Origin of the sequence: Microbacterium sp. MMO-113, from assembly GCF_037148555.1 — a bacterium.
In the GTDB taxonomy this organism is placed as follows: domain Bacteria; phylum Actinomycetota; class Actinomycetes; order Actinomycetales; family Microbacteriaceae; genus Microbacterium.
This window is the reverse complement of the sequence record NZ_JBBCTD010000002.1, coordinates 165,712-192,209: the sequence shown is the minus strand read 5'-3', so window position 1 is coordinate 192,209 and position 26,498 is coordinate 165,712. Positions and strand designations below refer to the sequence as shown.

General features: G+C 71.2%; 32 protein-coding genes. 16 read left to right on the top strand and 16 right to left on the bottom strand.

Annotated features, from left to right (window positions below; translation table 11 throughout):
* Positions 1–23 precede the first annotated feature (23 nt).
* Together WFJ36_RS17145 and WFJ36_RS07830 are read left to right on the top strand one after the other, a co-directional pair.
* Positions 24–323: a DUF2599 domain-containing protein gene (locus WFJ36_RS17145; protein WP_081811583.1), complete on the top strand. Its 300-nt coding sequence runs from the start codon at positions 24–26 to the stop codon at positions 321–323.
* Between the two features lie 32 nt (positions 324–355).
* On the top strand, positions 356–541 hold the full coding sequence (locus WFJ36_RS07830) for a hypothetical protein (RefSeq protein ID WP_025104093.1): 186 nt from the start codon (positions 356–358) through the stop codon (positions 539–541).
* Between the two features lie 398 nt (positions 542–939).
* Here WFJ36_RS07830 and WFJ36_RS07825 read toward each other — a convergent pair whose 3' ends face one another.
* Together WFJ36_RS07825 and WFJ36_RS07820 are read right to left on the bottom strand one after the other, a co-directional pair.
* Entirely contained in the window at positions 940–1,215 is a 276-nt protein-coding gene (locus tag WFJ36_RS07825) for a hypothetical protein (RefSeq protein ID WP_162817552.1), read from the bottom strand.
* 196 nt (positions 1,216–1,411) lie between these two features.
* Positions 1,412–1,984 carry a TetR/AcrR family transcriptional regulator gene (locus tag WFJ36_RS07820; protein WP_292790517.1) on the bottom strand — a complete coding sequence of 191 codons (573 nt, stop codon included), beginning with the start codon at positions 1,982–1,984 and terminating at the stop codon, positions 1,412–1,414.
* Between the two features lie 86 nt (positions 1,985–2,070).
* On the opposite strand from WFJ36_RS07820, the gene WFJ36_RS07815 reads away from it, so the two are divergent.
* Complete coding sequence (locus WFJ36_RS07815; RefSeq protein ID WP_336643056.1) at positions 2,071–3,072, top strand: SDR family NAD(P)-dependent oxidoreductase; 1,002 nt, start codon at positions 2,071–2,073, stop codon at positions 3,070–3,072.
* Positions 3,073–3,134: 62 nt separating this feature from the next.
* Here WFJ36_RS07815 and WFJ36_RS07810 read toward each other — a convergent pair whose 3' ends face one another.
* Positions 3,135–3,467, bottom strand: coding sequence for a hypothetical protein (locus tag WFJ36_RS07810; protein ID WP_336643055.1), 333 nt, complete (start codon positions 3,465–3,467; stop codon positions 3,135–3,137).
* 239 nt (positions 3,468–3,706) lie between these two features.
* Between WFJ36_RS07810 and WFJ36_RS07805 the strand changes: the two genes are divergently transcribed.
* On the top strand, positions 3,707–4,084 hold the full coding sequence (locus WFJ36_RS07805; protein WP_336643054.1) for a VOC family protein: 378 nt from the start codon (positions 3,707–3,709) through the stop codon (positions 4,082–4,084).
* Positions 4,085–4,398: 314 nt separating this feature from the next.
* On the opposite strand, the gene WFJ36_RS07800 is transcribed toward WFJ36_RS07805, so the two are convergent.
* The 4 genes from WFJ36_RS07800 to WFJ36_RS07785 all read right to left on the bottom strand — a co-directional run bounded on the left by WFJ36_RS07800 (position 4,399) and on the right by WFJ36_RS07785 (position 6,489).
* Positions 4,399–4,563: a hypothetical protein gene (locus WFJ36_RS07800; RefSeq protein ID WP_158698493.1), complete on the bottom strand. Its 165-nt coding sequence runs from the start codon at positions 4,561–4,563 to the stop codon at positions 4,399–4,401.
* Positions 4,564–4,810: 247 nt separating this feature from the next.
* Complete coding sequence (locus WFJ36_RS07795; protein WP_336643053.1) at positions 4,811–5,533, bottom strand: 3-keto-5-aminohexanoate cleavage protein; 723 nt, start codon at positions 5,531–5,533, stop codon at positions 4,811–4,813.
* A 7-nt stretch (positions 5,534–5,540) separates the two neighbouring features.
* The gene (locus WFJ36_RS07790) at positions 5,541–5,768 is read right to left on the bottom strand and encodes a hypothetical protein (RefSeq protein ID WP_025104100.1); all 228 of its coding nucleotides are present in this window, start codon (positions 5,766–5,768) and stop codon (positions 5,541–5,543) included.
* Between the two features lie 280 nt (positions 5,769–6,048).
* Positions 6,049–6,489, bottom strand: coding sequence for a VOC family protein (locus tag WFJ36_RS07785; RefSeq protein ID WP_336643052.1), 441 nt, complete (start codon positions 6,487–6,489; stop codon positions 6,049–6,051).
* Between the two features lie 99 nt (positions 6,490–6,588).
* Here WFJ36_RS07785 and WFJ36_RS07780 point away from each other — a divergent pair, with 99 nt between their 5' ends.
* From WFJ36_RS07780 to WFJ36_RS07760, 5 genes are all read left to right on the top strand, one after another.
* A complete protein-coding gene (locus WFJ36_RS07780) occupies positions 6,589–7,533 on the top strand; it encodes a helix-turn-helix transcriptional regulator (protein WP_336643051.1) in 945 nt (314 codons plus the stop codon).
* A 138-nt stretch (positions 7,534–7,671) separates the two neighbouring features.
* Positions 7,672–7,935, top strand: a complete 264-nt coding sequence (locus WFJ36_RS07775; RefSeq protein ID WP_071327896.1) for a type II toxin-antitoxin system Phd/YefM family antitoxin — start codon at positions 7,672–7,674, stop codon at positions 7,933–7,935.
* Positions 7,932–8,312: a PIN domain-containing protein gene (locus WFJ36_RS07770; RefSeq protein ID WP_071327897.1), complete on the top strand. Its 381-nt coding sequence runs from the start codon at positions 7,932–7,934 to the stop codon at positions 8,310–8,312. The genes WFJ36_RS07775 and WFJ36_RS07770 overlap by 4 nt, the downstream gene beginning before the upstream one ends.
* A gap of 109 nt (positions 8,313–8,421) precedes the next feature.
* Entirely contained in the window at positions 8,422–10,749 is a 2,328-nt protein-coding gene (purL, locus tag WFJ36_RS07765; RefSeq protein ID WP_336643050.1) for a phosphoribosylformylglycinamidine synthase subunit PurL, read from the top strand.
* Positions 10,749–10,892, top strand: coding sequence for a hypothetical protein (locus WFJ36_RS07760; RefSeq protein ID WP_168428964.1), 144 nt, complete (start codon positions 10,749–10,751; stop codon positions 10,890–10,892). The genes purL and WFJ36_RS07760 overlap by 1 nt, the downstream gene beginning before the upstream one ends.
* A gap of 78 nt (positions 10,893–10,970) precedes the next feature.
* Here the strand turns inward: WFJ36_RS07760 and WFJ36_RS07755 are convergent, their stop codons facing one another.
* Positions 10,971–11,543, bottom strand: coding sequence for a TetR/AcrR family transcriptional regulator (locus tag WFJ36_RS07755; protein WP_312674150.1), 573 nt, complete (start codon positions 11,541–11,543; stop codon positions 10,971–10,973).
* Between the two features lie 68 nt (positions 11,544–11,611).
* Between WFJ36_RS07755 and WFJ36_RS07750 the strand changes: the two genes are divergently transcribed.
* The 3 genes from WFJ36_RS07750 to WFJ36_RS07740 all read left to right on the top strand — a co-directional run bounded on the left by WFJ36_RS07750 (position 11,612) and on the right by WFJ36_RS07740 (position 15,182).
* Positions 11,612–14,146: an MMPL family transporter gene (locus WFJ36_RS07750; RefSeq protein ID WP_336643049.1), complete on the top strand. Its 2,535-nt coding sequence runs from the start codon at positions 11,612–11,614 to the stop codon at positions 14,144–14,146.
* A 232-nt stretch (positions 14,147–14,378) separates the two neighbouring features.
* Entirely contained in the window at positions 14,379–14,723 is a 345-nt protein-coding gene (locus WFJ36_RS07745; protein WP_336643048.1) for a TraR/DksA family transcriptional regulator, read from the top strand.
* Between the two features lie 21 nt (positions 14,724–14,744).
* Complete coding sequence (locus WFJ36_RS07740) at positions 14,745–15,182, top strand: VOC family protein (RefSeq protein ID WP_292790564.1); 438 nt, start codon at positions 14,745–14,747, stop codon at positions 15,180–15,182.
* A 100-nt stretch (positions 15,183–15,282) separates the two neighbouring features.
* Here the strand turns inward: WFJ36_RS07740 and WFJ36_RS07735 are convergent, their stop codons facing one another.
* Positions 15,283–16,131, bottom strand: coding sequence for a Gfo/Idh/MocA family oxidoreductase (locus WFJ36_RS07735; RefSeq protein WP_071327903.1), 849 nt, complete (start codon positions 16,129–16,131; stop codon positions 15,283–15,285).
* 65 nt (positions 16,132–16,196) lie between these two features.
* Between WFJ36_RS07735 and WFJ36_RS07730 the strand changes: the two genes are divergently transcribed.
* Together WFJ36_RS07730 and WFJ36_RS07725 are read left to right on the top strand one after the other, a co-directional pair.
* Positions 16,197–17,018, top strand: coding sequence for a hypothetical protein (locus WFJ36_RS07730; RefSeq protein ID WP_336643047.1), 822 nt, complete (start codon positions 16,197–16,199; stop codon positions 17,016–17,018).
* Positions 17,015–17,863 carry an SMP-30/gluconolactonase/LRE family protein gene (locus tag WFJ36_RS07725; RefSeq protein WP_336643046.1) on the top strand — a complete coding sequence of 283 codons (849 nt, stop codon included), beginning with the start codon at positions 17,015–17,017 and terminating at the stop codon, positions 17,861–17,863. The genes WFJ36_RS07730 and WFJ36_RS07725 overlap by 4 nt, the downstream gene beginning before the upstream one ends.
* Positions 17,864–18,025: 162 nt before the next feature.
* Here WFJ36_RS07725 and WFJ36_RS07720 read toward each other — a convergent pair whose 3' ends face one another.
* Positions 18,026–18,883, bottom strand: a complete 858-nt coding sequence (locus WFJ36_RS07720) for a fumarylacetoacetate hydrolase family protein (RefSeq protein ID WP_336643045.1) — start codon at positions 18,881–18,883, stop codon at positions 18,026–18,028.
* Positions 18,884–18,893: 10 nt separating this feature from the next.
* On the bottom strand, positions 18,894–19,868 hold the full coding sequence (locus WFJ36_RS07715; protein ID WP_336643044.1) for a C-terminal binding protein: 975 nt from the start codon (positions 19,866–19,868) through the stop codon (positions 18,894–18,896).
* 76 nt (positions 19,869–19,944) lie between these two features.
* Here WFJ36_RS07715 and WFJ36_RS07710 point away from each other — a divergent pair, with 76 nt between their 5' ends.
* Together WFJ36_RS07710 and WFJ36_RS07705 are read left to right on the top strand one after the other, a co-directional pair.
* Entirely contained in the window at positions 19,945–20,694 is a 750-nt protein-coding gene (locus tag WFJ36_RS07710) for an SDR family NAD(P)-dependent oxidoreductase (RefSeq protein WP_336643043.1), read from the top strand.
* Positions 20,687–21,037: a nuclear transport factor 2 family protein gene (locus tag WFJ36_RS07705; RefSeq protein WP_071327909.1), complete on the top strand. Its 351-nt coding sequence runs from the start codon at positions 20,687–20,689 to the stop codon at positions 21,035–21,037. Before WFJ36_RS07710 ends, WFJ36_RS07705 begins: the two co-directional genes overlap by 8 nt.
* A gap of 69 nt (positions 21,038–21,106) precedes the next feature.
* On the opposite strand, the gene dinB is transcribed toward WFJ36_RS07705, so the two are convergent.
* From dinB to WFJ36_RS07680, 5 genes are all read right to left on the bottom strand, one after another.
* Positions 21,107–22,303, bottom strand: coding sequence for a DNA polymerase IV (gene dinB / locus WFJ36_RS07700; RefSeq protein ID WP_336643042.1), 1,197 nt, complete (start codon positions 22,301–22,303; stop codon positions 21,107–21,109).
* A gap of 61 nt (positions 22,304–22,364) precedes the next feature.
* Complete coding sequence (locus WFJ36_RS07695) at positions 22,365–23,168, bottom strand: SDR family NAD(P)-dependent oxidoreductase (RefSeq protein WP_071327911.1); 804 nt, start codon at positions 23,166–23,168, stop codon at positions 22,365–22,367.
* Between the two features lies 1 nt (position 23,169).
* Positions 23,170–24,246 (bottom strand): enolase C-terminal domain-like protein, encoded by a 1,077-nt coding sequence (locus WFJ36_RS07690; protein WP_071327912.1) that lies wholly within the window; start codon positions 24,244–24,246, stop codon positions 23,170–23,172.
* A complete protein-coding gene (locus WFJ36_RS07685) occupies positions 24,243–25,001 on the bottom strand; it encodes an SDR family NAD(P)-dependent oxidoreductase (RefSeq protein WP_085604421.1) in 759 nt (252 codons plus the stop codon). The genes WFJ36_RS07690 and WFJ36_RS07685 overlap by 4 nt, the downstream gene beginning before the upstream one ends.
* A gap of 108 nt (positions 25,002–25,109) precedes the next feature.
* Positions 25,110–26,498, bottom strand: coding sequence for a hypothetical protein (locus tag WFJ36_RS07680; RefSeq protein ID WP_292790596.1), 1,389 nt, complete (start codon positions 26,496–26,498; stop codon positions 25,110–25,112).

Genomic DNA, 26,498 nt, shown 5'->3' with positions numbered 1-26,498 from the left:
CATCTCATCGCGACCCTGTGCGTATGGGGCTGGTTCCTTGCGGTGCTCGTGGGAGCGAACTCCGTGCCCCAGCTCGCTCCGGCGCTCGAAGCGACTGCGGCGGCGGGCGCCGCTGTGTGGTTCGGCGCGATGATGAAGCGATATCGCAACGCGCGCCGTCATACCTCTCCGCCCGGGCCCACACCGTGAGCCACGGCCGGGGCTCCTGTCAGAGAGCGCGACGATGCCGGACAGCCGCTCGCCCGCGCCGGTCATGGAACCTCGACGCTTGGCGGCCTGACGTAAGGTACAGCGACGTCTTAACGGCAGGATGCAACCCGTAGGAGCGATTGTGAAGCAACCAACGAGACGAGCGATGGTCAGCATAGGATTCGTCGGCGCTGGCGTCATCGTCCTCGCCATCGTCATGGCGATTGCTGAGGGCTACATTTCAGACGCGGAGCACACGACTGGCAACCTCGCACCTGCTGCTCTGACTGGCCTGCTCGGCGCATGCCTCATGCTCGTCGGCTTCGGAAGCATCCTCCTCCGAAAGGAGTGACCAAGGGTCTACAGCTCTGCTCGATCGGCCCCGCTACCCATCAGGGTGGCGGGTCGCCCATACCCGCACACCGCTCGTTGATTCCACGCATCCCGAGCGCAGCCGTGTAGTCCCGGACCCGCGAGTTTTCAGGAACATGAGCTTCATGCCCCAGATGGGGCCGTTCCAAATCCAGCTCGGATCAGCCGCCCTTGGGTACGCGGCGGTCTGGCTCGGGGCCACAACCTGGAACAGCTCATCCCCTCGCACCTGACACCGCGTTTGCACCCAGTCTCGCGGGCTGGTCTGCTCGCAGGTGGCGGAGGGCGACCTCTCAGCCCGCGCAGGTCAGACCGCGGCCGGCGGCTCCGTCAAGACGTCACCGCCACACTCGTCGCCGGCATCACACGCCGAGCGGGTCATGGCTTCCATCGTGAATTGCGCACGGACACGGAGCGATCGGCGAGGTTGACGCCGGTCATAAAGGCAAGGAGCCCGATCACGAGGTACACGGCAAGCGCATCTCCAGCCGGGCTGTCGAGGTTGCCCGACGAGCCGAACCACGCAAGGACCCCGAACCACACCAGAACGGGAACGATGGCGAGAAGAGTGCCGAGCCTGCTGCCGACCCGCCCCACCAACGCCCCCCAGAGGAGAAGAGCCACGCCCACCGCGACAAAAAGCATGATGTCCACCTCTAGCAGTTCCTCACCCACGGCCACCACACGCCCGCCGGCCCCGACACGATGCCGCGGGATCGGGTTCGCTGTGTCATGCGACACATGGAAGCATACATATGAGGTCACAACCGATATTCTCGCCTCGAGGTACCCGACGAGTGCAGCGTGGAGAACCGCAACCGTCGCGCCGCACAGCAATCCAGCGAGAGACTCAGCCCGCCGCAATCCCCCGCAGCAACCGCACCACCGTCTCCTCCACCCGCTCCGCACTCAACGGCTGCCCGATCAGGGCGGAGTACGAGGCGATCGCGATGAACTCGTCGGCGACTGCGGCGGCATCCACGTCGGCCCGTACGTCTCCGTCCGTGCGTCCGCGGGAGATCCGCTCCGCCACCCACTCCCGGATCGGCGCCGCCAGCCGCTCGTTCAAGACGAGCCCCAGCTCCGGATCAGCCGCCGTCACCTCGATGAGCGCCCGCGCGAGCGACACGCCCTCGGGTCGAGCGAGCCCCGCGGACACCGCTGTGAACCACGAACGCAGGTCCGCGCCGAGGTCGTCCGTTATCGGCACGACGACATCTGAACCGGGGATCGCCCCCTCGAGCAGCGCCTCCCCGAGGATCGTGGCCTTCGACGGCCACCACCGGTAGATCGTCTGCTTCGACACCTCCGCCTCCGCCGCGAGGCCCTCGATCGTCACGGCCTCATATCCGTCTGCGGCGAGCGCGCGACGCATCGCCTCCAGCACGGACTGGCGGGCCTTTTCACTGCGAGGACGGGGCACCTTTCGAGCGTACTCAGGCGTACACTGGAACATAAGTAGACGCATCGTTGCGAAACTACGACGGCACCCGAGCAAGGAGAAAGAGCATGGCCCTCACCGCACACTCCACCATCGGCGACTGGATGAACGACCCCACCGGCGGCCCGCTCATCCGGGGCCTCTTCGAGCAGACAGGCGCCGACCCCGAGCTCCTCACCCCCGTGCTCGGACTCCCCCTGCAGCAGCTCGTCGCCATGAGCCAGGGCCAGCTTCCGCAGTCGGTCGTCGACGACCTCGTGCGCGCCGCGAACAACGGCGAGATCCCCGAGGACGACGCCTCCGAAGGCTGGACCGAGAAGGTCACGGCGGGCCGCTTCGCCGGCAAGACCGTCATCGTCACGGGCGCAGCCTCCGGCATCGGCAAGGCCACCGCCTCGCGCATCGCCCGGGAAGGCGGACGCGTGATCGCCAGCGACATCGCCGCCGAGAAGCTCGACGCCCTCAAGGCCGAGCTGGCGGACGCCGACATCGTCACGGTCGCGGGTGACCTCACCAAGCAGGACGCGGTCGACGCCGTCGTCGCCGCGGCGGGCGACCGCATCGACGGGCTCGCGAACGTCGCCGGCATCAACGACGACTTCTCACCCGCGGGCGAGACTTCCGATGCGGTGTGGGACCGCGTCATCGCGATCAACCTCACCGCGCCGTTCAAGCTCATGCGCGCGGTCATCCCCGTCATGGAGAGGGCCGGTCGCGGCGCGATCCTCAACGTGTCGAGCGAGGCGGGCCTGCGCGGCAACGCCTCGGGCAACGCCTACACGGCCAGCAAGCACGGCATCATCGGCGTCACCAAGTCGGCCGCGTTCATGTACGGGCCGAAGGGGATCCGCGTGAACTCCGTCGCCCCGGGCGGCGTCGCCACCGGCATCCCGATGCCCCCGCACATGTCCGAGTACGGCTCCGGCCGCCTCGCCCCGTTCCAGCAGGCCATCCCGACCGTCGCGACCGCTGAGCACCTGGCCGCATCGATCACGTTCCTGCTGTCGGACGACGCCGTGAACATCAACGGCGCCATCCTCGCCTCCGACGGCGGCTGGTCCGTGCAGTAACGCGACTCCATGGAATCGACGCCCCCGCCGACCCGAACGGCGGGGGCGTTCTCGGTCTGGGGTCAGCGCTTCTGCGTGAGGACCGTGGTGGCGAGGGCGGTGGCGATGACGCCGAGCGCACCCACGCCGAGGAGCACGAGACCCGCGGGCCAGACCTCCCGCCGGAAGACGTCGTAGCTGTCGGAGTACTCGACGATGTGCTCTGCCGTCCCGACTCCCGTGAGACTGATGCCGACGATCAGGGCGACGACGGACACACCCCACGCGACGATCCATCCGAAGCGGTTCGCGGCCAGCCGGCGCCGCTCCGCACGCTCGGCCTCCTCCACCTCGGGCGCGGTCCCCGACCGTGCGTCGTCATCGGTCTCGGGCGTCACCTCGGATGTGGTCTCCATGGCCGCACGATATCGGACGGGGGTCGCTTCCGGCGGGATGCCGGTCACACGACTCCGCCACGGCGCCCACGGAGTGGGCTGCGGTCGCCCAGGGCGCTCGTGGCGCCGTCACCTCCACCGACCAGCACGGGCACGCCTCGGAGCAGGTGCTCGCGCCCCACGGCCCCGTTCCGGGAGCTGATCCCCCGCGGCGGCGCAAGCCCCTGCCCGGACACCCTCCCTCGCCGTACCCTCGCCGCATGTTGAAGATCGTGTCGATCGTGATCCGCGTGAACGACCTCGCCGCCCAGACCGCGTTCTGGAAGGCCGCCCTCGACTACGTCGAGCGAGACCCCGCCGAGGACGACTGGGTCGTCCTCACACCCCGCGACGCCGACGCACCGTGTATCGCGCTCGACGCCCATCACTCGGAGCGGGTCCTGCCGCCGCGCATCCACCTCGACATCTACGCCGACGACCAGTCCGCCGAGGTGGAACGCCTCGCTGAGCTCGGTGCGCGCGAGGTGCACTGGGACGGCCGCCCCGACGACGCGGACTACATCATCATGGAAGACCCCGAGGGCAACCGCTTCTGCATCGTGGACCGACCTGACTGGCGCGGGTGGAGTGCCGGGTGAGTCCGGGGCGCTCGCGTGGGATCCCGGGGGTGCGGATGCGGGTGCGGAGTGCGGAACGCTCCGGGGTGGGCGGTGGGAGGGACGTTTCTGCGCCCGCACTGGGGCAGAGTGGGGCGCAGGCCGTTGGCGAGTTCGAAAACGCTCCGGGGTGGGCGAGACCAGGCACGTTTCTGCGCCCGCACCGGGGTCCGGGGCGCGACCCAGGCACGGAAGCGCAGAAACGTGCCGGAGCCGCGCCAGCGTGAGGAGCGGTTCTGCACCGGCACCCGGCGCCAGGGCGAGGCATGCGGCGCGCGGTCGCTGGAAGCGCAGGATCAGGGAGTATCCGGCGCGGTGGTGCGCTCCGCGGCGAGGGCGCGGCGATGCGCCGTCAGTGCCGCCCGGACCGCCGAGTAGATGATCAACCACAGGAGCAGCAGCGCGAGGAGCGGGACGACCACGTAGACGAGCAGGAAGTAGACGGAGGCACCGGCGAACATCGCTCCAGCGTAGGGGCGCTCGTACTCGCCGGGAAGGCCCTGACACGGTTCGGACCGCCGCCTCCCGAACAGAATGCGAGAACGCCCCGGAACCGGCGACGGGGGGTGCGGTTATGCACTATCACTCGAGGGGCAGGGGCAGCTCCGGCGGTGTGGAGTGCGAAAAGGGACCGGAAACCGCGGAAAGAGGGACGAATCTGCACCCGCACCGGCGCCATGCGACGGCAGGCGGGGTGGGGCGACGGGGCTAGGAGCGGGGGAGGCGGGAGCGGGCGGCGCGGACGAGGGCGGCGTTGCTCGGAGCGGCGGCGCCGTCCGGCAGGAGGAGCGTGTCCTCCAGGCCGATTCGCGTGTCGAGTCCGCGCTCTGCGGCCAGATCGAGGGCGGGCCAGGCCGACAGGTCCTCCCCGTGCAGGAGGATCGGCAGGTCGGGCTCTTCGCGCGCCACGTGGGCGATCAGCCCCTCGGCGTGCGGGCGAACGATGTCGGCGGCCTCCGCCGGAAGCTCCACGAGCACCCGCAGGCACGCGCCGCGGACTGGGGAGACCCGCCACGCCTCGAGCCCCGCCGCGTCCCAGATGCCCGCTTCCACGCCGATCCCCCGTCGATGCAGCGCCGCGGCAACCCCGTCCGCTCCGGCCTCGTGCCAGTTCACGGAGGCGTAGTCGGGGAGTTCCGTCCAGCCCTCGATGGCCTCGATCCGGCGAGCCACATCGGGCTCGGCCCATGCTCCGGTCGTCACGCCCACGGGCACGCCCGGCGCCGCGGCCCGGACGGCACCCAGCCAGCGCTGCACGTCTTCGGGGGCGAGGGAATCGCGGCCGCCGCCATCCTTCGGGTGCACATGGATCTCGGTCGCGCCGGCGTCGACGGCCGCCGCGGCATCCTGGGCCACCACCGTCTCGTCGGCGCTCAGCCATGGATGCTCCGCGACGTCCCTGGCACCGTTCACGCAGGCCTGCAGGATCATCCGCGACTCACCACATGAGGTCGCGCGGGTGCGCCTCGTTCGGGGCCACGTCGTCGGACGGCCCCTCTTCCGTGCGCACGAAATGCTGCACCTGACGCGCCGTCGCCGCGCCACGGCCGACCTTCACCGCCTCCTCCATCGACTCGAAGCTGCTGCCCAGCGTGTGCGACTCGCCCTGGATCCGGTTGAACCAGATGCCGTTGCGCGAGAAGGTCTCGATGTCTCCTGCGGCCATGCCCTGCCTTTCGTCTCCTCCTTTCTACGGGAGGCACCCGACGACCAAGACCCCCTTGACATGCCGTGTCCCGCCACGCGGCGGCGCCGATCCACCCCCTTGCGTGCAGCCCGGCCCGTTGCGGACGAGCGCAGAGGGCCGGGTCGACCGCACGGGGCCGGGTCGGCTGCAGGAGGCGCGCCGTTCGTTGACCCACCCCCTTCCGTGCATCCCGGCCCGTTGCGGACGAGCGCAGAGGGCCGGGTCGAGCGCAAGGGGGTGGGTCGAGCTTCCGACGGGATCAGGCGACGTCGAGGACCCAGGTCACGCCGAAGCGGTCGGTGAGCATGCCGAAACCGGCGGACCACGCGGAGGCGGCGAGAGGCTCGATCACGGTCGCACCCTCGGCGAGGGCGTCCCAGACGGGGTTCAGCTCATCCAGGGAGTCCGCCCGCAGCGACTGGAAGAAGGAGCGGTCCGTGATCGTCATCCCGTTCTCACGACGGGTGGTGCCGGCAGTCGCGTCCTCGTCGTCCGCGCCCGGGATGTCATACGCCATCAGGCGCACGGGCCCGTCGAGCTGCCCGAACATGAGCTTGTCGAACCCGGGGACCCCATCCGGCATCCCGAACTGCCCGTAGGTCGCCGCGGTCACCTCGCCGCCGAAGACCGAGCGGTAGAAGTCGAGTGCCTGTCGAGCCGTGCCGCGGAAGTTGAGGTGGGTGGTGGTCGTGAGAGTCATGGTGTCCTCCGTGTCCCGGTCCGCCGATCGGACCGTGTGACCCCACCCTCACAGCAGTAGAGGTCGGCTTCTGTCCTCTTTTCGCCGCAGAATGGAGCCATGACCGGAAGCTCGTCGCGCATGCTCGCGCTGCTGTCGCTGCTGCAGGCGACGCGCGACTGGGCGGGCGGGGAACTCGCCGACCGTCTCGGCGTCACACCGCGCACGGTGCGCCGCGACGTCGATCGCCTGCGCGCGCTCGGCTACCGCATCGGATCGAGCAAGGGCCCGTACGGCGGCTACCGCCTCGAAGCAGGGTCGGATATGCCGCCGCTCCTGTTCGACGACGCGCAGGCCGTGGCGATCGCCGTGGCCCTGCAGAGCGCGACCGGGGTCGAGGTCACCGAGGCCGCCCAGCGCGCGCTCGCGACCGTCCGTCAGGTCATGCCCTCACGCCTGCGCCACCGCATCGACGGGATCCGCTTCACCGGAGCGCCCGCCGAGGTCCGCGCCGATCCGGCCGTGCTGGAGGCGGCGAGCGCGGCGGTACGCGACCGGAAGGTGCTCCGCTTCGACTACGGCTCCGAGCGGGACCGCCCGCCACGGCGCACCGAGCCCCATGCCGTCGTGGCGCGCGAGGGCCGGTGGTATCTGCTGGCCTGGGACCTCGACGCGGCCGACTGGCGCACGTATCGCCTCGATCGACTGCGGCCGCGGACGCCGACCGGCCCCTCCTTCACGCCGCGACCTCTGCCCGCTGAGGATGCGCAGACCTTCCTCGCCGCCCGCGCCAAGGGCTCGACGACCGAGGACCGCTGGCCGTGCACGGGCGTGGTGGACATCGCCCTGCCCGCGCGGGACGTGGCGCCGTGGGTCGGAGACGGAGCCGTGGTGCCGCTGTCGGACGACTCGTGCCGCGTCACGGTCGGCTCCTGGTCGTGGACGGGTGTGCTCGCCGCGGTGACCCGGTTCGACGCACCGTTCACGGTGGTCGGGCCCGAGGCGCTGCGCGAGGCGGCGGGGATGCTGGCGCAGCGGTTCGCGGCAGCGCACTCCTCCTCCTGACGCCGCCCTGCGGGGGAGTTATCCAGAGCCTTCGGGGAGCTCCGTCCGTGCAGCCTCGCAATGTCGCCGAGCGATGGTTCACTGGACCCACGAATCCGAGAACTAGTAGTTCTACTACTTTGGACCTACCCTGAGGAGATGGGCACCGTGTCGAAGACCGAACTGAATCAGCAGACCGCGCGGGTTCTGGCGCGTGTCACCGCCGGCGAGCACCTGACGGTGACAGACCGCGGGCGCCCGATCGCCGAGCTGTCGCCACCCGCCGAGACAGCCTGGACGCGCATGATCGCCAACGGGCGGGTGACGCTGCCCCGCGCCAGCGGTCCGCTCCGCCACGCCCCCGTGCCGGACTCGCTGTCCGTGACGGAGATCCTCGGCGAGCTTCGAGCCGACCGGTCGTGATCTACCTCGACACCTCAGCGGCCGCGAAGGCACTCATCGAGGAAGAGGGGTCGGAAGCGGTCGTCCGCGCCTTCGCGAACGGCAGCGAGTTCGTCTCCTCGCGCCTGCTCGCCGTCGAGCTACACGCGATCGCCGACCGCCGTTCCCTCGACCGCGAAGCCGTCGTCGACCTCCTCGACCGCGTCGCGCTCGTCTCCCTCGACGACGAGACGCTGACCGGGGCCATCCGGGCAGGCTCAGGGCTCCGCACTCTGGACGCTCTCCACCTCGCCGCCGCGCTCGAACTCGGCGACGTGGTCACTGCGCTCCTCACCTTCGACCGCGAGCTGGCCGCTGCCGCACGCGCGCAGGGCCTGACCATCGCCGAGCTGCCATGACGCCGCCGCCTCCCCGCCCCGACAACGTCCGACGGCACGCACGAGAGAACGGCCCCGACCGCGCCGGTAGACTGAAGACGCCCCGCCGGCCCCTTCCTTTGGAGTGCGCGTGACCACCGCCCCTGCACCTTCCCCCCAGCACGTCCCCGACTCCGTCGAGAACGCGATCGCGACGCCCGAGAAGGAGCAGCCGTACGGCGCCCTCGGGCTCAAGGACGACGAGTACGCGCGCATCAAGGAGATCCTCGGCCGCCGCCCCACCTCGGGCGAGCTGGCGATGTACTCGGTGATGTGGTCGGAGCACTGCTCCTACAAGTCGAGCAAGAACTACCTGCGCCGGTTCGGCCAGAAGGTCTCCGACGAGATGAAGGAACGCCTCATGGTGGGCATGGGCCAGAACGCGGGCGTCGTCGACGTCGGCGAGGGCTGGGCCGTCACCTTCAAGGCCGAGTCGCACAATCACCCGTCGTTCATCGAGCCCTTCCAGGGTGCGGCGACCGGTGTCGGCGGCATCGTCCGCGACATCATCTCGATGGGCGCCCGCCCGGTCGCCGTCATGGACGCGCTGCGCTTCGGCGCCATCGACCACCCGGACACCGCCCGCGTCGTGCACGGCGTGACCAGCGGCATCAGCTTCTACGGCAACTGCCTCGGCCTTCCGAACATCGGCGGCGAGACGGTCTTCGACAGCGTCTATCAGGCGAACCCGCTGGTCAACGCGCTCGCGGTGGGCGTGCTGCGGCACGAAGACCTCAAGCTCGCCAACGCTACCGGCGTCGGCAACAAGGTCGTGCTGTTCGGCGCCCGCACGGGTGGCGACGGCATCGGCGGTGCGAGCATCCTCGCCTCCGACACGTTCGCCGACGGCGGCCCCACCAAGCGCCCCGCGGTGCAGGTGGGCGACCCGTTCGCCGAGAAGGTGCTCATCGAGTGCTGCCTGGAGCTCTACCGCGGCGAGCTCGTCGAGGCGATCCAGGACCTCGGTGCCGCCGGCATCTCGTGCGCGACCAGCGAGCTCGCGGCCAACGGCAACAGCGGCATGCACGTCTCGCTCGACAACGTGCTGCTGCGCGACCCCACGCTCACGGCCGAGGAGATCCTCATGTCGGAGTCGCAGGAGCGCATGATGGCGATCGTCGCCCCCGAGAAGCTCGACGCCTTCCTGGCCGTCGTGAACAAGTGGGAGGTCGAGACCTCCGTGCTCGGCGAGGTCACCGGCGACGGACGACTCATCATCGACTGGCAGGGCGAGCGCATCGTCGACGTCGACCCGTCGACCGTCGCGGTCGACGGTCCCGTCTACGACCGCCCGGTCGCCTACCCGACCTGGATCGACGCCCTGCAGGCCGACGCCGCGGAGAACCTGCCGCGCGCGAACGACGCGGAGACGCTGCGCGAGCAGTTCCTCGCCCTCGTCGCCTCCCCGAACCTCGCCGACACGAGCTGGATCACCAACCAGTACGACTACTACGTGCTCGGCAACACGGCCCTGAGCTTCCCCGACGACGCCGGCATGATCCGCGTGGACGAGGAGTCCGGCCTGGGCTTCTCCATCGCGACCGACGCCAACGGCCGCTACTGCCAGCTCGACCCGTACGCGGGCGCGCAGCTCGCCCTCGCTGAGGCGTACCGGAACGTCGCCGTCACGGGTGCCGTGCCGACCGCGATCACCGACTGCCTCAACTTCGGCTCTCCCGAGAATCCCGAGGTCATGTGGCAGTTCGGCCAGACCGTCGACGGCCTGGCTGACGGCTGCTACGAGCTGGGCACCCCGGTCACCGGCGGCAACGTCTCGTTCTACAACCAGACCGGCGACGTGCCGATCCACCCGACCCCGCTCGTCGGCGTGCTCGGCATCATCGACGACGTCTCGCGCCGCATCCCGTCCGGCTGGCAGGACGAGGGGCAGAACATCTACCTGCTCGGCACCACGTCGACCGAGCTCTCCGGCTCCGCGTGGGCCGAGGTCGTGCATCAGCACCTCGGCGGCCGCCCGCCGAAGGTCGACCTCGCGGGCGAGAAGCGCCTCGCCGGACTGCTCGCCGCGGCCCGTGACGAGTGGCTCATCTCCTCGGCGCACGATCTCTCCGAAGGTGGTCTCGCGCAGGCCCTCGCCGAGGGCGTCATGCGCTTCGGCGTCGGCGCCCGCGTCTGGCTCAACGAGATCATCGAGCGCGATGGCGTGGACGCCGCGTCCGCTCTGTTCTCCGAGTCGACCGGCCGCGTGATCGTGACCGTGCCGCGCGAGGACGACGTGAAGTTCCGGGGCCTCTGCGAGGGACGCGGCTACCCCGTCGCCCGCATCGGCGTCACGGACAGCGAGCCGCAGCTCGAGGTGCAGGACGTCTTCACCGTCTCGGCCGCCGAGCTCCGCGAGCGCTCCCGGGCCACGCTGCCGTCGTACTTCGGTCCGACCGTCACCGAGCCGGTGGCCTGATGAGCAACGACGGCCTCAGCGAGGACTACGGCGACCTCGGCGAGAAGCGCAACCGGCGCATCCGCATCATCGCGTGGACCGTCATCGTGGCGCTGATCCTCGGCGGCGGCGGCGCGACCGTGCTCACCCTGCTCCTCGGCTGATCCGGGCCCGCGTCGCAGATTCGCGCCCGCGTCGCGGGGATTCCCTGAATCCGTGCGACCTCGTGCGAATCCGCGACCTCAGTGAGCGAAGAGGTAGCGGGTCAGGGCGACGACGGAACCCGGATCGTGGGCCTCGCGGCCGAGGGACTCCACGATGATGGCCCCGAGGATCGCGCGACCGAGCTGCTCGACCGGGGCGTCCTCCGGCAGTTGACCGTCGCGGATGCCGCCGCGGAGACGCTCCGACAGGTACTTCTCCACCCCGAGGCTCTCGCCGAGGTGCGCGCCGACGGAGGCATCCTCCGTGGCTGCGGCCACGAGCGACCGCAGCAGTACACCGCCCTGGGGCTTTTCGAGGATCGACAGGACGCTCCGCAGCCAGGTCTCCACGTCGGCGGAGAGGTCTCCGGTGTCCGGCACGACGAAGTCCACGGGGATGAGGCGTCCCTCGGCCAGGCATTCCCCGATGAGGGCGCCGCGCGACGGCCACCAGCGGTAGATGGTCTGCTTGCCGACCTTGGCCTCCTTGGCGATGCCCTCGATCGTGAGCCGGTCGTACCCCTGATTGTGGAAGAGCCGGGCCGTCGCGTCGAGGATCGCCTCGCGGGCCGCCGTGCTGCGCACCGGGCCGCTGCGATGCTCGTTCACCATGCGTTCAGGATAGCCACAGATCCCTAGACGAGACGTGCCGTATGCTCATTTCGTCTGAAGGAGATCACGTGGCTTCGTTGCTGTTCCGTCTGGGTTCTTTCGCTGCGCGCAAGGCGTGGACGGTGATCGTCTCCTGGGTGCTGATCCTCGGGCTCGGCGTCGGCGCCTTCCTCACCTTCGGCGGCACGCTGAGCAACAGCTTCGACATCCCCGGCACCGCCTCGGGCGAGGTCACCGATCAGCTTGCCGACAAGCTGCCGGACACCGCCGGCGGCACCGGGACGGTGGTCTATCGGACGGACGACGGCGAGCCCTTCACCGACGAGCAGAAGCAGACGATCTCCGACCTCGCCGCGAGCGCGGAAGACCTCGACGGCGTCGCCTCCGTCGTCGACCCGTTCGACGCCCAGCGGCAGCAGGACGAGCAGGCGAAGAAGCTGACCGACGGCCAGGCCCAGCTCCAGAACGGGCAGGCCCAGCTCGACGCCGGCCAGGCGCAGCTCGACGACGGTCGGACACAGCTCGAGGCCGGGATCACCCAGCTCGAAGGCGCGCGGGCTCAGGCCGAGGCCGCCGGCGCGCCGCCGGAGCAGACCGCCGCGCTCGACGCGCAGCTCGCGGAGCTGAACGCCCAGCTCGCGCAGCTCGAGGCCCAGCAGGCCACCATCGACGCGAACCGCGACGAGCTCGCCGACAACGCGGAGCAGCTCGAGCTCGGTACATCCCTCCTCGACCTCGCGGACGGCATCGGCGTCGTCTCGGAGGACGGCTCCACGGCCATCGTCAACGTCTCCTTCGTCGACCCGCGCCTGGAGCTCGCCGAGGAGACCAAGCAGAGCACCATCGCCCACTTCCAGGACGAGGAGATCGACGGCGTCACGGTCGACTTCGGCACCGACATCGCCCAGGGCGTGCCGGAGATCTTCGGTGTCGGCGAGGCCATCGGCCTCGCGTTCGCCGCGGTCGTGCTCATCGTCATGCTCGGTTCGCTGATCGGTGCGGCCCTGCCCATCGTCACCGCCGTGGTCGGCGTCGGCGTGGGCGTCACGGCGTCCCTCGCGTTCTCCGGCGTCGTCGACATGGCCTCGGTCACTCCCGTCCTCGGCGTGATGCTGGGGCTCGCGGTCGGCATCGACTACTCCCTCTTCATCGTGAACCGGCACCGCAAGCAGCTGCTGGCGGGGTCGCCCGTGCGCGAGTCCATCGGTCTCGCCACGGGTACCTCCGGGACCGCGGTGGTGTTCGCGGGGACCACGGTCATCGTCGCGCTCCTCGCCCTCAACGTGACGGGCGTGCCGTTCCTCGGCCTCATGGGCACGGTGGGCGCGGTCTGCGTCGCGGTCGCCGTGCTCGTGGCCGTGACCCTCGCCCCGGCGATCCTCGGCCTCGTCGGCACCCGTCTGCTCGGCCGCACGGCGCGGGCGACCATCGGCCAGGAGCACGCGGCCGGGAAGCCCGTGCGCCGGATGTCGACGCTGCGCGCGGTCGTCACCGCCCTCGTCAGCGTCGTCGCGCTGCTCGTGATCGCGATCCCCGCGATGTCGATGCGCCTCGGCCTCCCCGATGGGTCGAGCGAACCCGCCGACTCCACCAGCTACCGCGCGTTCCAGACCGTCGACGAGCAGTTCGGCGAGGGCGCGAACGGTCCGCTCCTGGTGACGGCGACCCTCGACGACGCCGTGAGCGACGACGACCTGCTGGCCACGCAGGTGACCGTCGCGGAGAAGATCGCCGAGCAGAACGACGTGGTCGCGGTGGCCCCCATCGCGACGTCGGACGACAACACGCTCCTCGCCTTCCAGGTGCTGCCCGCCGAAGGCCCGAACAGCGCCTCCACCGAGAAGCTGGTGCAGGACCTCCGGGGTCTCCCCGAGATCGACGGCGGCATCACCCTCGGCGTCGCCGGTCAGGCCGCCACCAACATCGACATCTCCGAGGCCCTGGCGAGCGTGCTCCCGCTGTACCTCGTGGTCGTCGTGGGCCTGTCGCTGCTCATCATGATCGTCGTGTTCCGCTCGCTGCTCGTGCCGCTCATCGCCACGGGAGGGTTCGTGCTGTCACTCTTCGCGACGTACGGGCTCATCGTCGCGGTGTTCCAGTGGGGGTGGGGCGCCGACCTCATCGGGTTGCACAGCACCGGTCCGATCCTGAGCTTCCTGCCGGTGATCCTCGTCGGCATCCTGTTCGGACTGGCCATGGACTACCAGCTCTTCCTCGCGTCCGGGATGCGGGAGGCCTATGTGCACGGCGCCTCCGCGCGCGATGCCGTGGCACAGGGCTTCCGGGCCGGGCGCTCGGTGGTCATCGCGGCCGCGCTCATCATGGTGTCGGTGTTCGGCGGGTTCGTGTTCTCGGAGTCGACCATCATCCGCTCCATCGGGTTCGGTCTCGCGTTCGGCGTGCTGCTCGATGCATTCGTGGTACGAATGCTGCTGATGCCCGCACTCATGCACCTGCTCGGACGCTCGGCCTGGTGGCTGCCGACCTGGCTCGACCGCATCATCCCGAACGTCGACATGGAGGGCGCGGCGCTGGAGCGGGATCACCCCAGCGTGCACACCGACTCCGTCCCCGCCGTGGAGGCTCCGCGCACCCGCGGCTGAGTCGCGTTCGGTCGCGGGTTCAGGCGTTCGCGCGGGTTCAGGCACCTGTCACCAGGGTCGCCTGATCTCGCGCGGATGCCTGATCCTGCGCGAGCAGTCGCGGGGGCAGGCTGTCTGGCGAGGACAGGCAGGCGCGGGAGTTCAGGCACCTGCTGCCGATGTCGCCTGAATCCGCGGGGATGCCTGATCGGGGGGCGACGCCAGTGTCGCAGGGCGGGCCTAAAGTGGGCGGATGGATCTGCGAGCGCTGTTGGAAGAGCGCCGCGCCGAGGCCGAAACCCGCGTCACGGCGACGGCGGCCACGCTCGCGGAGCTCATGCACGACCGCGAGGGCTCGAACGACGACGACGAGCACGACCCGGAGGGGGTGACGCTCTCGTCGGAGTGGTCCCGGCTGTCGGGGCTCGCCGAGGCGGCGCAGGGGGAGCTCCGCCAGGTGAACGAGGCGCTGGTGCGGATGGGCGCCGGGACCTACGGCATCTGCGCGCACTGCGGGCGACCTATCCCCCCGGAGCGCCTGGAGGTGCGCCCGTTCGCGGAGTACTGCGTGGCCTGCGCCGAAAAGCGGGGTCGCTGACGCCGGAGTAGCATCGCGGGCATGGCCATCGCCCTCGAGAACATCGGGATCGCCGTGCGCGACCTCGACGCCACCATCGCCTTCTTCACCGACCTGGGGCTCTCCGTGGTCGGACGGGACGAGGTCAGCGGCGAGTGGGCGTCCACCGCGGTCGGTCTCGACGGGAACCACGCGCGGATCGCCGTGCTGCAGACCCCGGACGGGCACGGGCAGATCGAGCTGTTCGAGTACATCCACCCCGAGGCGATCGAGACGGAGCCGACGCGGCCGAACGAGATCGGCATGCACCGGATCGCCTTCTCCGTCGACGACATCGACGCCTCCCTCGCCATCGCCGCCCGGCACGGATTCCATCCCCTGCGCGGCGTCGCGAACTACCGGGACATCTACCGGCTGACCTACCTCCGCGGCCCCAGCGGAATCATCCTCATGCTCGCGCAGGACCTCACGACGGCCTGATTCCGACCCCGGGCACGGCTTCGGAGAGCCGGAGGCGACACGCCGCCGCCCAGGGCCTGTCGACGGCGCGCCGGGCCCGATCTCCGAAGCTGTGCCCGGATCAGCGGGAGGCGAGGGCCTCGGCGACCTTCTCGAGCACGGCGATCGAAGCGCGCATCTCGGACCCGGGAACCGGAGGCTCGCCGGTCTTCAGCATCCTGGCGAAGGCCCGGACGCCGGGTCGCACATACCCGGGGCCGATCGGGATCTCCCGGCTCGCGATGCCCCGGCGACCAACGACGGTAGCCCGGAACGGCACCTGCCGGTCGTCCTCCGGCCGGACGAACTCCAACGTCACCGGCACGCCGCCGACCCGGTAGCGGGCGACGACGCCGGCCGGCAGGAACTGCACCTCGACGTCCTCCGCGGTGCCGGGCCGCAGCACCTGGGCGAGATCGGCGAGGTGGATGCCGTAGAAGAAGATGCCGCTGTACGGGCCGTCCGGATCGGCCGGCCCCGTGACGGTGACCGCCTGGACTTCGCCGATGCGGTCCGCCTCCGCCACGAGTTCCGCGGTGTCGGCGAGCCAGCGGAGCGTGGACGAAGAGGTGACGGGCGCCCGCCCACGCTGCGCGGCGGCGAGGATCGCGTCGGCATCGGCAACGGTCGCCGCGAGCGGCTTGTCGACCCAGACCGGCACCCCGGCTTCCAGGAAGGGAACGGCGAGGGCGCGGTGATCGGCACCGTCGCGGGCGGTCACGATGAGCGCGTCCACCGTGCCGAAGAGTGCGGCCGCCTCGTCGACGACGCGTCCGATGCCGCCGAGTGCCGCCAGCTCCCGCGTGCGCTCCGGCACCCCTGCCACGAGGGCCGTGATCCGCACGGGCACGTCCGCGGCCTCGGCGTTCAGGAAGCGGACGATCTCCGTGGCATGGCTGTTCTCGATCCCGACGATGCCGACGCTCTTCATGCGGCCGTCCTCCCTCTCGTGCGGGCCCCCGGCGACCCGCGGTCGCGCAGTAGGCTGAACCCATCATGGACGAGTTCATCCGGGGCTTCTGGAACTTCGCGGGTGACTACTGGTGGCTCGTCTTCCCGATCATGGGCATGGCCGGCGGGGTCGCCAAGGCCTGGGAGCGCGGCTCCAAGCGTCGGCACGAGCGCCGGCTGGAGGCCCTGCGTATGAAGGCGCAGGTCAAGACCGCCGAGATCGAGGCGCGCGCGGCCGCCCGGCAGGCGAAGCACGGGGGTCCCACCGTCATCGACACCACGGCCTCCGCGGCGCCCGACGACCTGCTCGCCCGCCTCTTCGCCGAGCACGACGAGATCACCGCACGGTGGCTGGACTACGAGCTCGACGTCGCCAAGCTCATCGCCTTCCCTGCGATGAGCGACGGCCGCCAGCCGCTCACGGCCGCCTTCCTCCGCGCGAAGAAGACCGCGGACGCGCTGCGTCCGGCCTCCGCCGACGCGAAGCTCACGGAGCAGCAGATCGCAGAGTACCTGCAGGCCGTCGGCGACTACGCGGTCGCGTTCGAGATCGCGGAGAAGGACGCCCGGCGGCTGCGCGACTCGACGTTCACCGAGGCCGAGCGCAAGCGCCTCGACCGTGCGCAGCAGCTCCTCAAGGTCGCCGTGGACGAGTCGGCGACGCAGTCCGAGCGGAACATCGCCTACAAGCGGGTGCGCGAGGAGCTCGACGGCCTCATCCTGCTCTCCGATGAGGCCGTGACCGTGCTCGAGAAGCAGGTGGCGAAGGAGCTCCCGTCCGCCCCTGCCGCCTCGGCGGATCATGCCGACCCCGTTCCGGAGCCGCTGCCCGTGACCGACCCGCGGCGGACGGCGGAGGGCGCATGACTCCCGAGGACGTGACCGGCCCGGTCGCCGTCCACGCCGAGGCCCCGGTCTGGTGGCCCGGGTGGGGCGGCCTGCGCTGGGTCGACGGCGACGCGGGCGACCTGCTCACCCTCCGCGGCGACGAGATCGTCCGCCAGCACGTCGACGACGAGTACCTCGCGTTCTTCCGTCCGCGGACGTCGGGGGGCTTCGCGGCGGTGGGCGCGCGCACCCTGTACCTCGCCGACAGCCCCGACGCGGAGGCCCGTCCCGTCGCGACGCTGCTCGACGACGGCCCGGTGCGCATGAACGACGGCTGCTGCGACCCCCGAGGGCGGCTCCTGGCCGGATCGATGTCCACGGACTCCACCGAAGGCGCCGGGACCGTGTTGCGCATCGACGCCGCCCTCGACGTGACCACGGTGCTCCCCCGCGTGACCTCGTCCAACGGCGTCAGCTACTCCCCGGACGGTCGCCGCGTCTACTACGTGGACACCGACACCGGCCGGATCGACGTGTTCGACGTGACCGAGGGCGACCTCCGCGGGCGCCGGGTGTTCGCGCACATCCCCGAAGACGACGGCGTGCCCGACGGCCTCACGGTCGCCGCAGACGGCAGTGTCTGGGTCGCGCTGTGGGGCGGGAGCCGCGTGCGGGGGTTCGAGCCGTCCGGGGCCGTGCGCGAGGACATCGTGCTGCCGGTGCCCCAGGTCAGTGCCTGCACGTTCGGTGGCGACGACCTCGGCACGCTCTTCATCACGACCTCCGCGCAGGGTCTGCCGTCCGATCACGGCACCGCCGCGGGCTCGGTCTTCGCGGTGCGTCCCGGGGTGCACGGCCTCCCTGTCCTCCCCTTCGCCGGCTGACCCGCCCGCGGGTTCAGGCGTTCGCGCGGCATCAGGCACCTTTCCCCTCCCCTCGCCTGAGCCCGCGCGGATGCCTGAGTTCACGGACGACAGCGGTGGGAGAGGCCTCTACCCGGGACACGGTTGCACTCAGCGAAAGGAACCGTGCCCCGGGCACAGGCCTCACCCGAGACGGACCCGCTCCGTGCGCTGGTGCTGGCGGCCGAGCCGCTCGATCTCGATGGTCATCTCGTCGCCGTCCTGCAGGTACGGGAAGCGTCCGGACAGCGCGACACCCTGCGGGGTGCCGGTGTTGATGACGTCGCCGGGTTCGAGCACGAGGTAGTGACTGAGCTCGTGCACCAGCTGCAGCACGGGGAAGATCATGTCGGCGGTGGAGGAGTCCTGCCGCGGCTCGCCGTTCACGAAGGACCGGAGGCGCAGCGACTGGGGGTCGATCTCGTCGGCGGGCACCAGCGCGGGGCCGAGGGGGTTGAACGTCTCGGAGCACTTCCCCTTCGACCACTGCCCGCCGGAGACCTCGAGCTGATACGCCCGCTCGGACACATCGTTCGAGATGGTGTAGCCGGCGATCACGTCGCGCGCGGCCTCGACGGAGGGCAGGTACCGCGCGGTGCGGCCGATGACGACCGCGAGTTCGACCTCCCAGTCGACCTTCTCAGCTCCCGGCGGCAGGAGCACGACATCGTCCGGACCCACGACCGTGTTCGGGTGCTTGAAGAACACCACCGGGTGTGCGGGCGGCTCGGCGCCGGACTCCGCCGCGTGCGCCGCGTAGTTCTGGCCGATGCACATCACCGCGGTCGGCCGCGCCACAGGGGCACCGACGCGCAGCCCGGTGGTCTCCCCCTGCGGCAGGGAGCCGTCGGCGAGTGCCGCGCGCACGCGGGCGATGCCGTCCGCGGCGAGGAAGGCGCCGTCGATGTCGCGGGTCAGGGAGCTGAGATCACGCACCACGCCCTGGTCATCGCGGACGTAGGGACGCTCCTGGCCGATCGCGCCGAGTCGCAGCAGTTCCATGGGAGTCCTCTCAGCGCGCGGCGGCGAAGGCCGGGTTGACGATGGGCACGGCCTCGCCGGCGAGCGAGCGGATCACGTTCTCGGCGGCGTGCACGGGAAGATCCGCCAGAGCCTCCGGGGAGTACCAGGCGGCGTGCGGCGTGAGCAGCACGGTGTCGAGCGCGCGCAGCGGGGAGCTGCCGGGGAGGGGCTCCTCCGCGAAGACGTCGAGAGCGGCACCGGCGAGCCGGCCGTCGCGGAGCGCCGCGGCCAGGGCGTCCTCGTCGATGAGCGGTCCCCGGCAGGTGTTCACGATCACGGCATCCCGCTTCATCGTCGCCAGGGCCGCGGCGTCGATCAGGTGGCGGGTCTCGTCCGTCAGCGGCACGTGCAGGGTAAGGATGTCGGCGCGGGCGATCGCCGACGGGATGTCGACGGGCTCGCAGCCTGCGTCGCGCACGGCGTCGTCGGAGGCATACGGGTCGGCCACCAGCACGCGGAAGCCGAGCGCCCGGCACCCGCGGGCGACGATCGATCCGATGCGCCCGAATCCGAGGACCGACACGGTGGTGGAGGACGGCCGCACGGCGAGCGGCCGGGCGTCGACGGCCTTCCAGACGCCCTCCCGCACGGCCCGGTCGTAGGCGGAGAGGCCGCGGGCCTGGGTCATGATCATCGCGACCGTGTGCGCGGCGACCTCTTCGATGCAGTAGCTCGGCGTGTTCGCGACGGCGATGCCGCGGGCCGTGGCGGCCTCGACGTCGATCATGTCGTAGCCGATGCCGACGCGGCTGATGAAGCGGAGGTTCGGCAGGCGGTCCATGAGGGGGCCGTCGATGCGCGCCCACTGCACGACCAGCGCCTCGGCGTCGGCTCCGGCGGCGGCGACGTCGTCCGCACTCCCGGAGGTGGCCCGTTCGGCACGGAGGCCGGCGGCGCGGAGGGTGTCTTCGATGACGGTTCCCGGAAGGTCGCAGTCGGTGACGAGGATGAGCGGCGCGGTCATGGATGCGATGCTATAGCATCTAGCAAGCTCGCGTACAGCGCTGTCGCGAGACCCCTTCTTGCTATAGCGTTTAGGCATGACTGTTCGCCGCGCACTCGTCACGGGCGCCAGTTCCGGCATCGGAACCGCCGCCGCCCTCGAACTCGCCCGCGAGGGCGTCGCCCTCTGGATCACCTACGCCGGACGGGAGGCCGAAGCCGTCCGCGTGGCGGAGGAGTGCCGAGCGGCGGGCTCCCCGGACGTCCACGTGTCGCGCCTCGACCTCCGCGATCCCGACTCCATCGCGGCGCTCATCACCGAGATCACGGCGGCATGGGACGACCTGCATGTCCTCGTCAACAACGGCGGCGTCTGCCCCTACACCCCGTACCCCGAGATCGACATCGAGGAGTGGGACTTCGTCCTGGAGACCAACGCCCGCGGCACCTTCCTGCTCACCCGCGCGGCGCTCCCCCTGCTCCGGGCCGCCGACGGCGACCGCTCGGTCATCAACATCGCCTCGATCGCCGGGCAGGTCGGCGCGCTGCAGACGGGCATCCACTACGCGGCCAGCAAGGGGGCGATCCTCGCGATCACCCGCAGCTTCGCCCGGCACCTCGCCGCCGAGGGCATCCGCGTCAACGCCGTCACACCCGGCCCGGTCGCCAGCGCGATCACGGATCAGCTCCAGGGCGAGGGCCGCGCGAAGCTCGAGTCGGGCATCCCGCTCGGTGCGTTCGGGCAGCCGGAGGACGTCGCCTGGATCATCGCGTCGCTCGCCTCGGAGCGGGCCCGCTTCATCACCGGAGCCACCTACGACGTCAACGGAGGAGTTCGCATTGACTGACCGCACCGCCCAGGACCGTTCTGCCCTCGACACCGTGCAGGCGCAGCTCGACGCCTTCAACGCCCACGACCTCGACGCCTTCGTCGCGACCTATGCCGAGGATGCCGTGGTCACCGGGGTCGCGCCGGAGCCCCTCGTCGGGTCGGCCGCGATCCGCGCCTTCTACGAACCGCGGCTGCAGAATCCCGAGCTCTCCTGCGTGATCGACACGAGCGTCCTGTTCGGCTCCCGCTGGCTCGTCGCACAGGAGCGGGTCATCAACGCCGGCGTCGCCACGGAGACGATCGCGACGTTCGACGTGGTCGACGGCGTGATCTCGCGGGCGTCGATGCTCAAGGCCTGACCCGCTTCGAATCGCCCGATTGGCTGTACTTCCGGCCGAAATGGGACCAGTCAAGCGATTCGAAAGGGGTCAGTGATGCTCCGGCAGGACCGGGGACGACCAACCGGGGTCGCGGCCGAGCTGAGCGGCGCGGGAGACCGAGGCGGCGCCGTAGCGGTCGCGGAGCGTGTCGAGCACGGTGTCGAGGCGGGACTCGTCGCCCCAGTCGATCGGCAGCTCGGGCGGGACGCTGTCCGCCGCGTCGAGCTGGGTGAACGAGAGGCCGAGCAGGGTGATGCCGCGACCGCTGATCTCGGGCTGCGCCGCGGCGAGGAGCGTGCGGGCGACGGCGAGCAGCAGCGCGGTGCGGTCAGTCGGCGCCCGCAGCGACCGGGAACGGGTGGCCTTCGTGAAGTCGCCGAAGCGCAGCCGCAGCACCACCGTGCGGCACACGCGGTCACCGTCGCGGAGACGCCGCGCGAGCCGGTCGACGATCTGGGTGAGGATCACGTCGAGCTCCTCCGGCGACCGCGGACGGACGCCGAGCGCCCGCTGCGACCCGATCGATCCCCGGCGCCTGGTCGTGTCCACGGGGCGGGGGTCTCGCAGGCGGGCGAGAGCATGGACGTGCGCTCCGGTCGCCTTTCCGAGCATGCGCTCCGCGGTCGCGGCCTCGAGCTCCGCGAGCTGTCCGACCGTGCGGATGCCGTAACGGTGCAGCTTCTCCGCCGTCACCGCACCAACTCCCCACAGCCGCTCGACGGGAAGCGGCAGCAGGAACTCCTCCTCCCGGTCGGGCTCGACGACGAGGAGTCCGTCGGGCTTGCTCACCGCACTCGCCACCTTGGCGAGGAACTTCGTGCGGGCGACGCCGACCGAGATCGCGAGGCCCGCCTCGGCGCGCACGCGCTCCCGCAGCCCGACGGCGATGGCCTCGGGAGTGCCGGCGATGCGTCGCAGCCCGCCGACCTCGAGGAACGCCTCGTCGATGGAGAGCCCTTCCACCAGCGGGGTGGTGTCGCGGAAGATGCGGAAGACATCCCTGCTGGCCGCGGAGTAGGCCTCCATCCGCGGCGGCACGACGACGGCGTCGGGGCACAGTTCCCGCGCCTGCCGGCCGCCCATCGCGGTGCGGACGCCCCGCGCCTTCGCCTCGTAGCTCGCGGCCAGCACGACCCCGCCGCCGACGATCACCGGACGCCCGCGGAGCTCCGGCGCATCACGCTGCTCGACCGAGGCGTAGAACGCATCGAGATCGGCGTGCAGAACCGTCGCTTCCCCGCGCATCCCGTTCTCCCGTCGACGAGCGGATCGTCGCACGGACCGGGGACATCGGCGTGGCAGGCGCTCAGGAAGCGGGCGGCGCCGCAAACCGCTCCCGCAGCGCGGGGTCGAGGGTGATGTCCCCGAACGACGCCGTCCAGGCGCCGTCGACCGCGATGGACTGGCCCGAGAGGTAGGGGGCCTCGTCGGAGAGCAGGAACGCCGTCACCGCGGCGACCTCCTCCGCCCGGGCGATGCGTCCCATGGGCGGACCCTCCGCGAGCAGGCGCTCCTCCGCCGCAGGATCGGCCGCCCGCGCGATCTGCGCCTCCAGATGCGGAGTGCGCACGCCGCCCGGTGCGACGGTGTTGGCCCGTATGCCCACTCCGCCATATGTCACGGCGACGCTCCGGCTGAGGGCGTCGATCCCGCCCTTCGTGAACTCGTAAGCCGCGTGGTCGACGAAGCTCGAGCGACCGTGGATCGACCCGATGTTCACGATCGCCCCGGCCACGCCCTGATCGAGGAACGCGGACACGGCCGTCGAGCAGCCCCAGAGGTAGCCGAAGCCGTTGATGTCGATGATCTCGCGCACGACGGTCTCGTCGAGCTCGTGCAGCGGCGTGCGCTTCGTGATGCCGGCGTTGTTGACCCAGCCGGCCAGCGGAGCCTTGGTGCGCGCCGCGGCCGCCGCGCGTTGATGGGCCGTGCGGTCGGAGGCGTCGCCGAGCACGACCTCGGCGACGATGCCCTCCTCCACGGTCCCGGAGCCGGGCGAGCGTTCGAGCCCGACGACGATCCAGCCGTCGGCGGTGAGCCGCGCGGCCACGGCGCGGCCGATGCCCTTGCCGCTGCCGGTGACGACGACGCTGCGCGGGGAAGGTGTCATGTCAGTCCCTCTCGAATCGGAAGACGGCGGGATCGAGGCCGAAGCCGAGCCCCGGAGCAGCGGTCGGCGTGACGGTGCCGGCGAACTGCGGCCCGCCCGTGACGAACGAGGGTGCGGGGTCGTAGGGATTCACCCCGCGGGCGAAGGTCTCCACCTGGATGCCGAGGTGCGCCGTGACCTCGGGATAGACGTGTCCGGACACGGGGACACCGCGCGCCGTCGCCCAGCCGATGAGCTCGCGCGCGGGGGTGATGCCGCCGATCGCGACGACGTCGAGGCGCAGCGCGTCGACCTCGCCGACCTCGACGAGACCCCGGAGCACCGCGGGGTCGGTCACCTCGTCGCCCACCGCCACCGGCAGCCCGGTCTCCCGGCGGATGCGGGCGACACCGGCCGCGTCCTCGGGGAGCAGCGGATCCTCCAGCCAGGCCAGGCGCGGCTCGCCCCACTGCGCGACCTCCGCCACAGCGGACTCCGCGTCGGGCCAGCCGAAGCCCACATCCACGACGAGTCCGGTCGATGACGGCAGCTCCGCGCCGAGGATCGCGAGCAGTTCGCGCATGTATGCCGGATCGGGAATGCGCGAAATCTTCACCTGTGCCCAGCCCTCCGCCTGCGCGAGCACCTCGTCCGCGATCTCCCGCGGCGGCCGCTGCGGAGAGGGATACGCGGCGACGAGCATCCCCTCCCGCGGGGCGTCACCGGTGCCGAGCAGGGTCCACAGCGGCACGCCGGCGCGACGGGCCGCGACGTCCCACAGGGCGATGTCGACGAGACCGATCGCCCGCCGCACGAGTCCCACCCGTCCGACGATCGCGCTGCCCCGGAGCATCCGGTCCCACGCGGCCGCCGGGTCGTCGGCGTCGAGCCCCACCGCGTGCGGAGCCACCAGGCGTTCGACGATCTCCGCCATCGGCGCTTCGCGCGACAGGCAGTAGGCGATCCCGGTGGTGCCGTCGTCCGCCGTCACCCGAACCGCGGAATACTCCCGCCGCGTGACCGTCATCGCGCCGAGCTGCAGCGGCGCGGGAAGGGGGAGGACCGCCGTGGCCGTGTCGATCCGGGCGACGGCGGTCATTCGGGCTTCTTCGCGAGGGGCACGCCGTAGTCCACCATGAACCCGCCGTCGACGTACAGGGTCTGCCCGTTCATGTAGCGCGACTGGTCCGACACGAGGAAGCTCACGGCCGCGGCGATCTCACTCGCGTCGGCGAGGCGCTTCGCGGGGATGCGGGACAGGATCGTGTCGAGGCTCAGCGTGCCCTGCTCGACGCCTTGCCGGAACACCCCGGTGTCGACGTAGCCCGGGGCCACCGCGTTGACTCGGACACCGCGCGACGCCCACTCCGCTCCCGCCGTGGAGGTGAGTCCGATGACGGCGGCCTTGGTCGTGGCATACGGCGCCCGCCCCGCGGAGCCGCGCGAGGAGATGGAGGAGATGTTGACGATGCGGCCCTCGCCCCGGTCGAGCATGCGCTTCCCGGCGGCCTGGAGCGCGGAGAACACCCCGTGCAGGTTCACGTCCACGACCGCGGACCACTCGTCCCACGTGAGGTCTTCGATCCCGCGGTGCCGCTGGATGCCGGCGTTGTTCACGAGCACCTCGATGGGCCCGAGCTCCGCCTCGATCTCGCCGAAGACCCGGTCCACGGCGGCATGGTCGGTGACGTCGAGCTCCCGCCACAGGATCCCGGCGGGGTTCTCGCCCGCAGTGAGCCCGGGGACGCGGTCGGTCGCGACGACGAGGTAGCCGTCCGCGGAGAGTCGCTGTCCGATCTCCCAGCCGATGCCGGCCGAGCCTCCGGTGACGATGGCGACGGGGCGCGCGGTCATGTCTCTCCTCTACCTCGGGGATTTGCTATAGCAACTCTAGCCCGTTCGAATCGCGCAACTGGTTCGATCTCGGCCGGGAATGGAGCAAAGTGGGCGATTCGAACGGGGCTACCCGAGCAACCCGGCCACGACCGACACGGCGTGGGACTCCAGGAGCTCCAGGGCGCCGGGAGCCAAGGGCGTCTGCCAGGACTGATAGGCACCGCGGTCGTAGGCTTCGCGCGTCGGGAGGTACACGAAGCCCGGGCCGTTCGTGAGGTTCATCACCACGATCGGCGTCTGGGGGAACCGCTCCCGCAGCGTCGTCTGCAGCCGCGAGTACGCCTCGCCCGGATGCCCCACGATCACGGCGTCTCCGAGCCGCCAGGCCCACACCGGATGCGACACGGTCGGACCGTCGATGTAGCCGTCACGGAGATTCCGCGCCCGTCCGAGGCGCTCCTCCCGCGACCGGGGGTCGATGTCCTTCCACTCCTCCGCGAGCTCGTCCAGGGTGGGCAGGTCGCGCAGCGGCAGCTCGACCGCCGAGACGAGTCCCGCCGCCCCGTCGCCGCCGTCCGCCGGGGTCCCGGTCCAGATCGCGAGCGGAGCCCCCGACTCCACGACCCCGTCCAGCGTCAGCTCCTCGCCGGGTACCGGGAGCCCGTCCAGCGCCGCGAGCACCGCGTGCCCGAGTGAGCGTCCGTGCCGGTCGGCCACCGCGACGTCGCCGGTGTACTGCTCCCGAGGGGCCAGCTCGCCCGAGGCCCCCTGCACGAAGAGGCACGGTGCGCCGGTCGCGGCCTCCACGATCTCGCGCATGGCGCCGACGTAGTCCGGAGACACCTCGCGGTGCTGCCAGGCCAGGGTGGTCGGGTGGCAGGCGTAGTTCACCAGCGTCGCCCGCACCTCCCCGTCGATGCTGATCCGGCCGATGGTCACCGTGTCGTCGGCGGTGCCCTGGGGGTTGTAGCCGACGAGCGCGCGGCCGTCGAGGTCGAGCTCGCGCTCCGCCGCGAGGGTGCAGGTGCCCGTGGTCCACTCGATGAGCCCCGGTCGCGCGGCCTCCAGCGCCTCCCGCCCGGCCGCGATACCCGCAGCAGCAAGGGCCTCCAGGTACCCGGGGATGAGCTCGCCGCCCGGTAGATGCGCGTCCGCGGCGCAGAGCACGGCCCCCGCGTGGGTGTGCGAGAGGGAGAGCATGAGCTGATCGGGCTCCAGGCCCAGACCGTCGAGGATCGCCCCGCGCACGCCCTGCTCATCGGCGACTCGACGCCACCACGTGCCGTCCACGGCGAGCAGCACCCGCGGCCGCTCGTCCGCGGCCACCACGGCGAGCGCGGTCAGCGCGAACGGCCGATGCGCCCCCTCGGACCGCTCCCAGTCGGCCGGGCCCCAGTTCTTGGCGCGGATGCCGACGGGCGGGGTGATGTCGCGCCGGGCGACGCCGATGCGCGCCCGCGTGCGGGGGATGCGGATGCGGTCTCCGAGGTGCGTCGCCGCTGCGGTGTCGTTCAC

Coding starts and splice junctions, on each gene's coding strand:
- WFJ36_RS07775 (WP_071327896.1), top strand. CDS start 7,672: ATGGGCACCGTGTCGAAGACCGAACTGAATCAGCAGACCGCGCGGGTT.
- WFJ36_RS07830 (WP_025104093.1), top strand. CDS start 356: ATGGTCAGCATAGGATTCGTCGGCGCTGGCGTCATCGTCCTCGCCATC.
- WFJ36_RS07690 (WP_071327912.1), bottom strand. CDS start 24,246: ATGACCGCCGTCGCCCGGATCGACACGGCCACGGCGGTCCTCCCCCTT.
- WFJ36_RS07780 (WP_336643051.1), top strand. CDS start 6,589: ATGACCGGAAGCTCGTCGCGCATGCTCGCGCTGCTGTCGCTGCTGCAG.
- WFJ36_RS07720 (WP_336643045.1), bottom strand. CDS start 18,883: ATGGAACTGCTGCGACTCGGCGCGATCGGCCAGGAGCGTCCCTACGTC.
- WFJ36_RS07725 (WP_336643046.1), top strand. CDS start 17,015: ATGACTCCCGAGGACGTGACCGGCCCGGTCGCCGTCCACGCCGAGGCC.
- WFJ36_RS07685 (WP_085604421.1), bottom strand. CDS start 25,001: ATGACCGCGCGCCCCGTCGCCATCGTCACCGGAGGCTCGGCCGGCATC.
- WFJ36_RS07760 (WP_168428964.1), top strand. CDS start 10,749: ATGAGCAACGACGGCCTCAGCGAGGACTACGGCGACCTCGGCGAGAAG.
- WFJ36_RS07810 (WP_336643055.1), bottom strand. CDS start 3,467: ATGGAGACCACATCCGAGGTGACGCCCGAGACCGATGACGACGCACGG.
- WFJ36_RS07805 (WP_336643054.1), top strand. CDS start 3,707: ATGTTGAAGATCGTGTCGATCGTGATCCGCGTGAACGACCTCGCCGCC.
- WFJ36_RS07785 (WP_336643052.1), bottom strand. CDS start 6,489: ATGACTCTCACGACCACCACCCACCTCAACTTCCGCGGCACGGCTCGA.
- WFJ36_RS07795 (WP_336643053.1), bottom strand. CDS start 5,533: ATGATCCTGCAGGCCTGCGTGAACGGTGCCAGGGACGTCGCGGAGCAT.
- WFJ36_RS07755 (WP_312674150.1), bottom strand. CDS start 11,543: ATGGTGAACGAGCATCGCAGCGGCCCGGTGCGCAGCACGGCGGCCCGC.
- WFJ36_RS07800 (WP_158698493.1), bottom strand. CDS start 4,563: ATGTTCGCCGGTGCCTCCGTCTACTTCCTGCTCGTCTACGTGGTCGTC.
- WFJ36_RS07715 (WP_336643044.1), bottom strand. CDS start 19,868: ATGACCGCGCCGCTCATCCTCGTCACCGACTGCGACCTTCCGGGAACC.
- WFJ36_RS07695 (WP_071327911.1), bottom strand. CDS start 23,168: ATGACACCTTCCCCGCGCAGCGTCGTCGTCACCGGCAGCGGCAAGGGC.
- WFJ36_RS07745 (WP_336643048.1), top strand. CDS start 14,379: ATGGATCTGCGAGCGCTGTTGGAAGAGCGCCGCGCCGAGGCCGAAACC.
- WFJ36_RS07710 (WP_336643043.1), top strand. CDS start 19,945: ATGACTGTTCGCCGCGCACTCGTCACGGGCGCCAGTTCCGGCATCGGA.
- WFJ36_RS07790 (WP_025104100.1), bottom strand. CDS start 5,768: ATGGCCGCAGGAGACATCGAGACCTTCTCGCGCAACGGCATCTGGTTC.
- WFJ36_RS07815 (WP_336643056.1), top strand. CDS start 2,071: ATGGCCCTCACCGCACACTCCACCATCGGCGACTGGATGAACGACCCC.
- WFJ36_RS07730 (WP_336643047.1), top strand. CDS start 16,197: ATGGACGAGTTCATCCGGGGCTTCTGGAACTTCGCGGGTGACTACTGG.
- WFJ36_RS07740 (WP_292790564.1), top strand. CDS start 14,745: ATGGCCATCGCCCTCGAGAACATCGGGATCGCCGTGCGCGACCTCGAC.
- WFJ36_RS17145 (WP_081811583.1), top strand. CDS start 24: ATGGGGCTGGTTCCTTGCGGTGCTCGTGGGAGCGAACTCCGTGCCCCA.
- dinB (WP_336643042.1), bottom strand. CDS start 22,303: ATGCGCGGGGAAGCGACGGTTCTGCACGCCGATCTCGATGCGTTCTAC.
- WFJ36_RS07735 (WP_071327903.1), bottom strand. CDS start 16,131: ATGAAGAGCGTCGGCATCGTCGGGATCGAGAACAGCCATGCCACGGAG.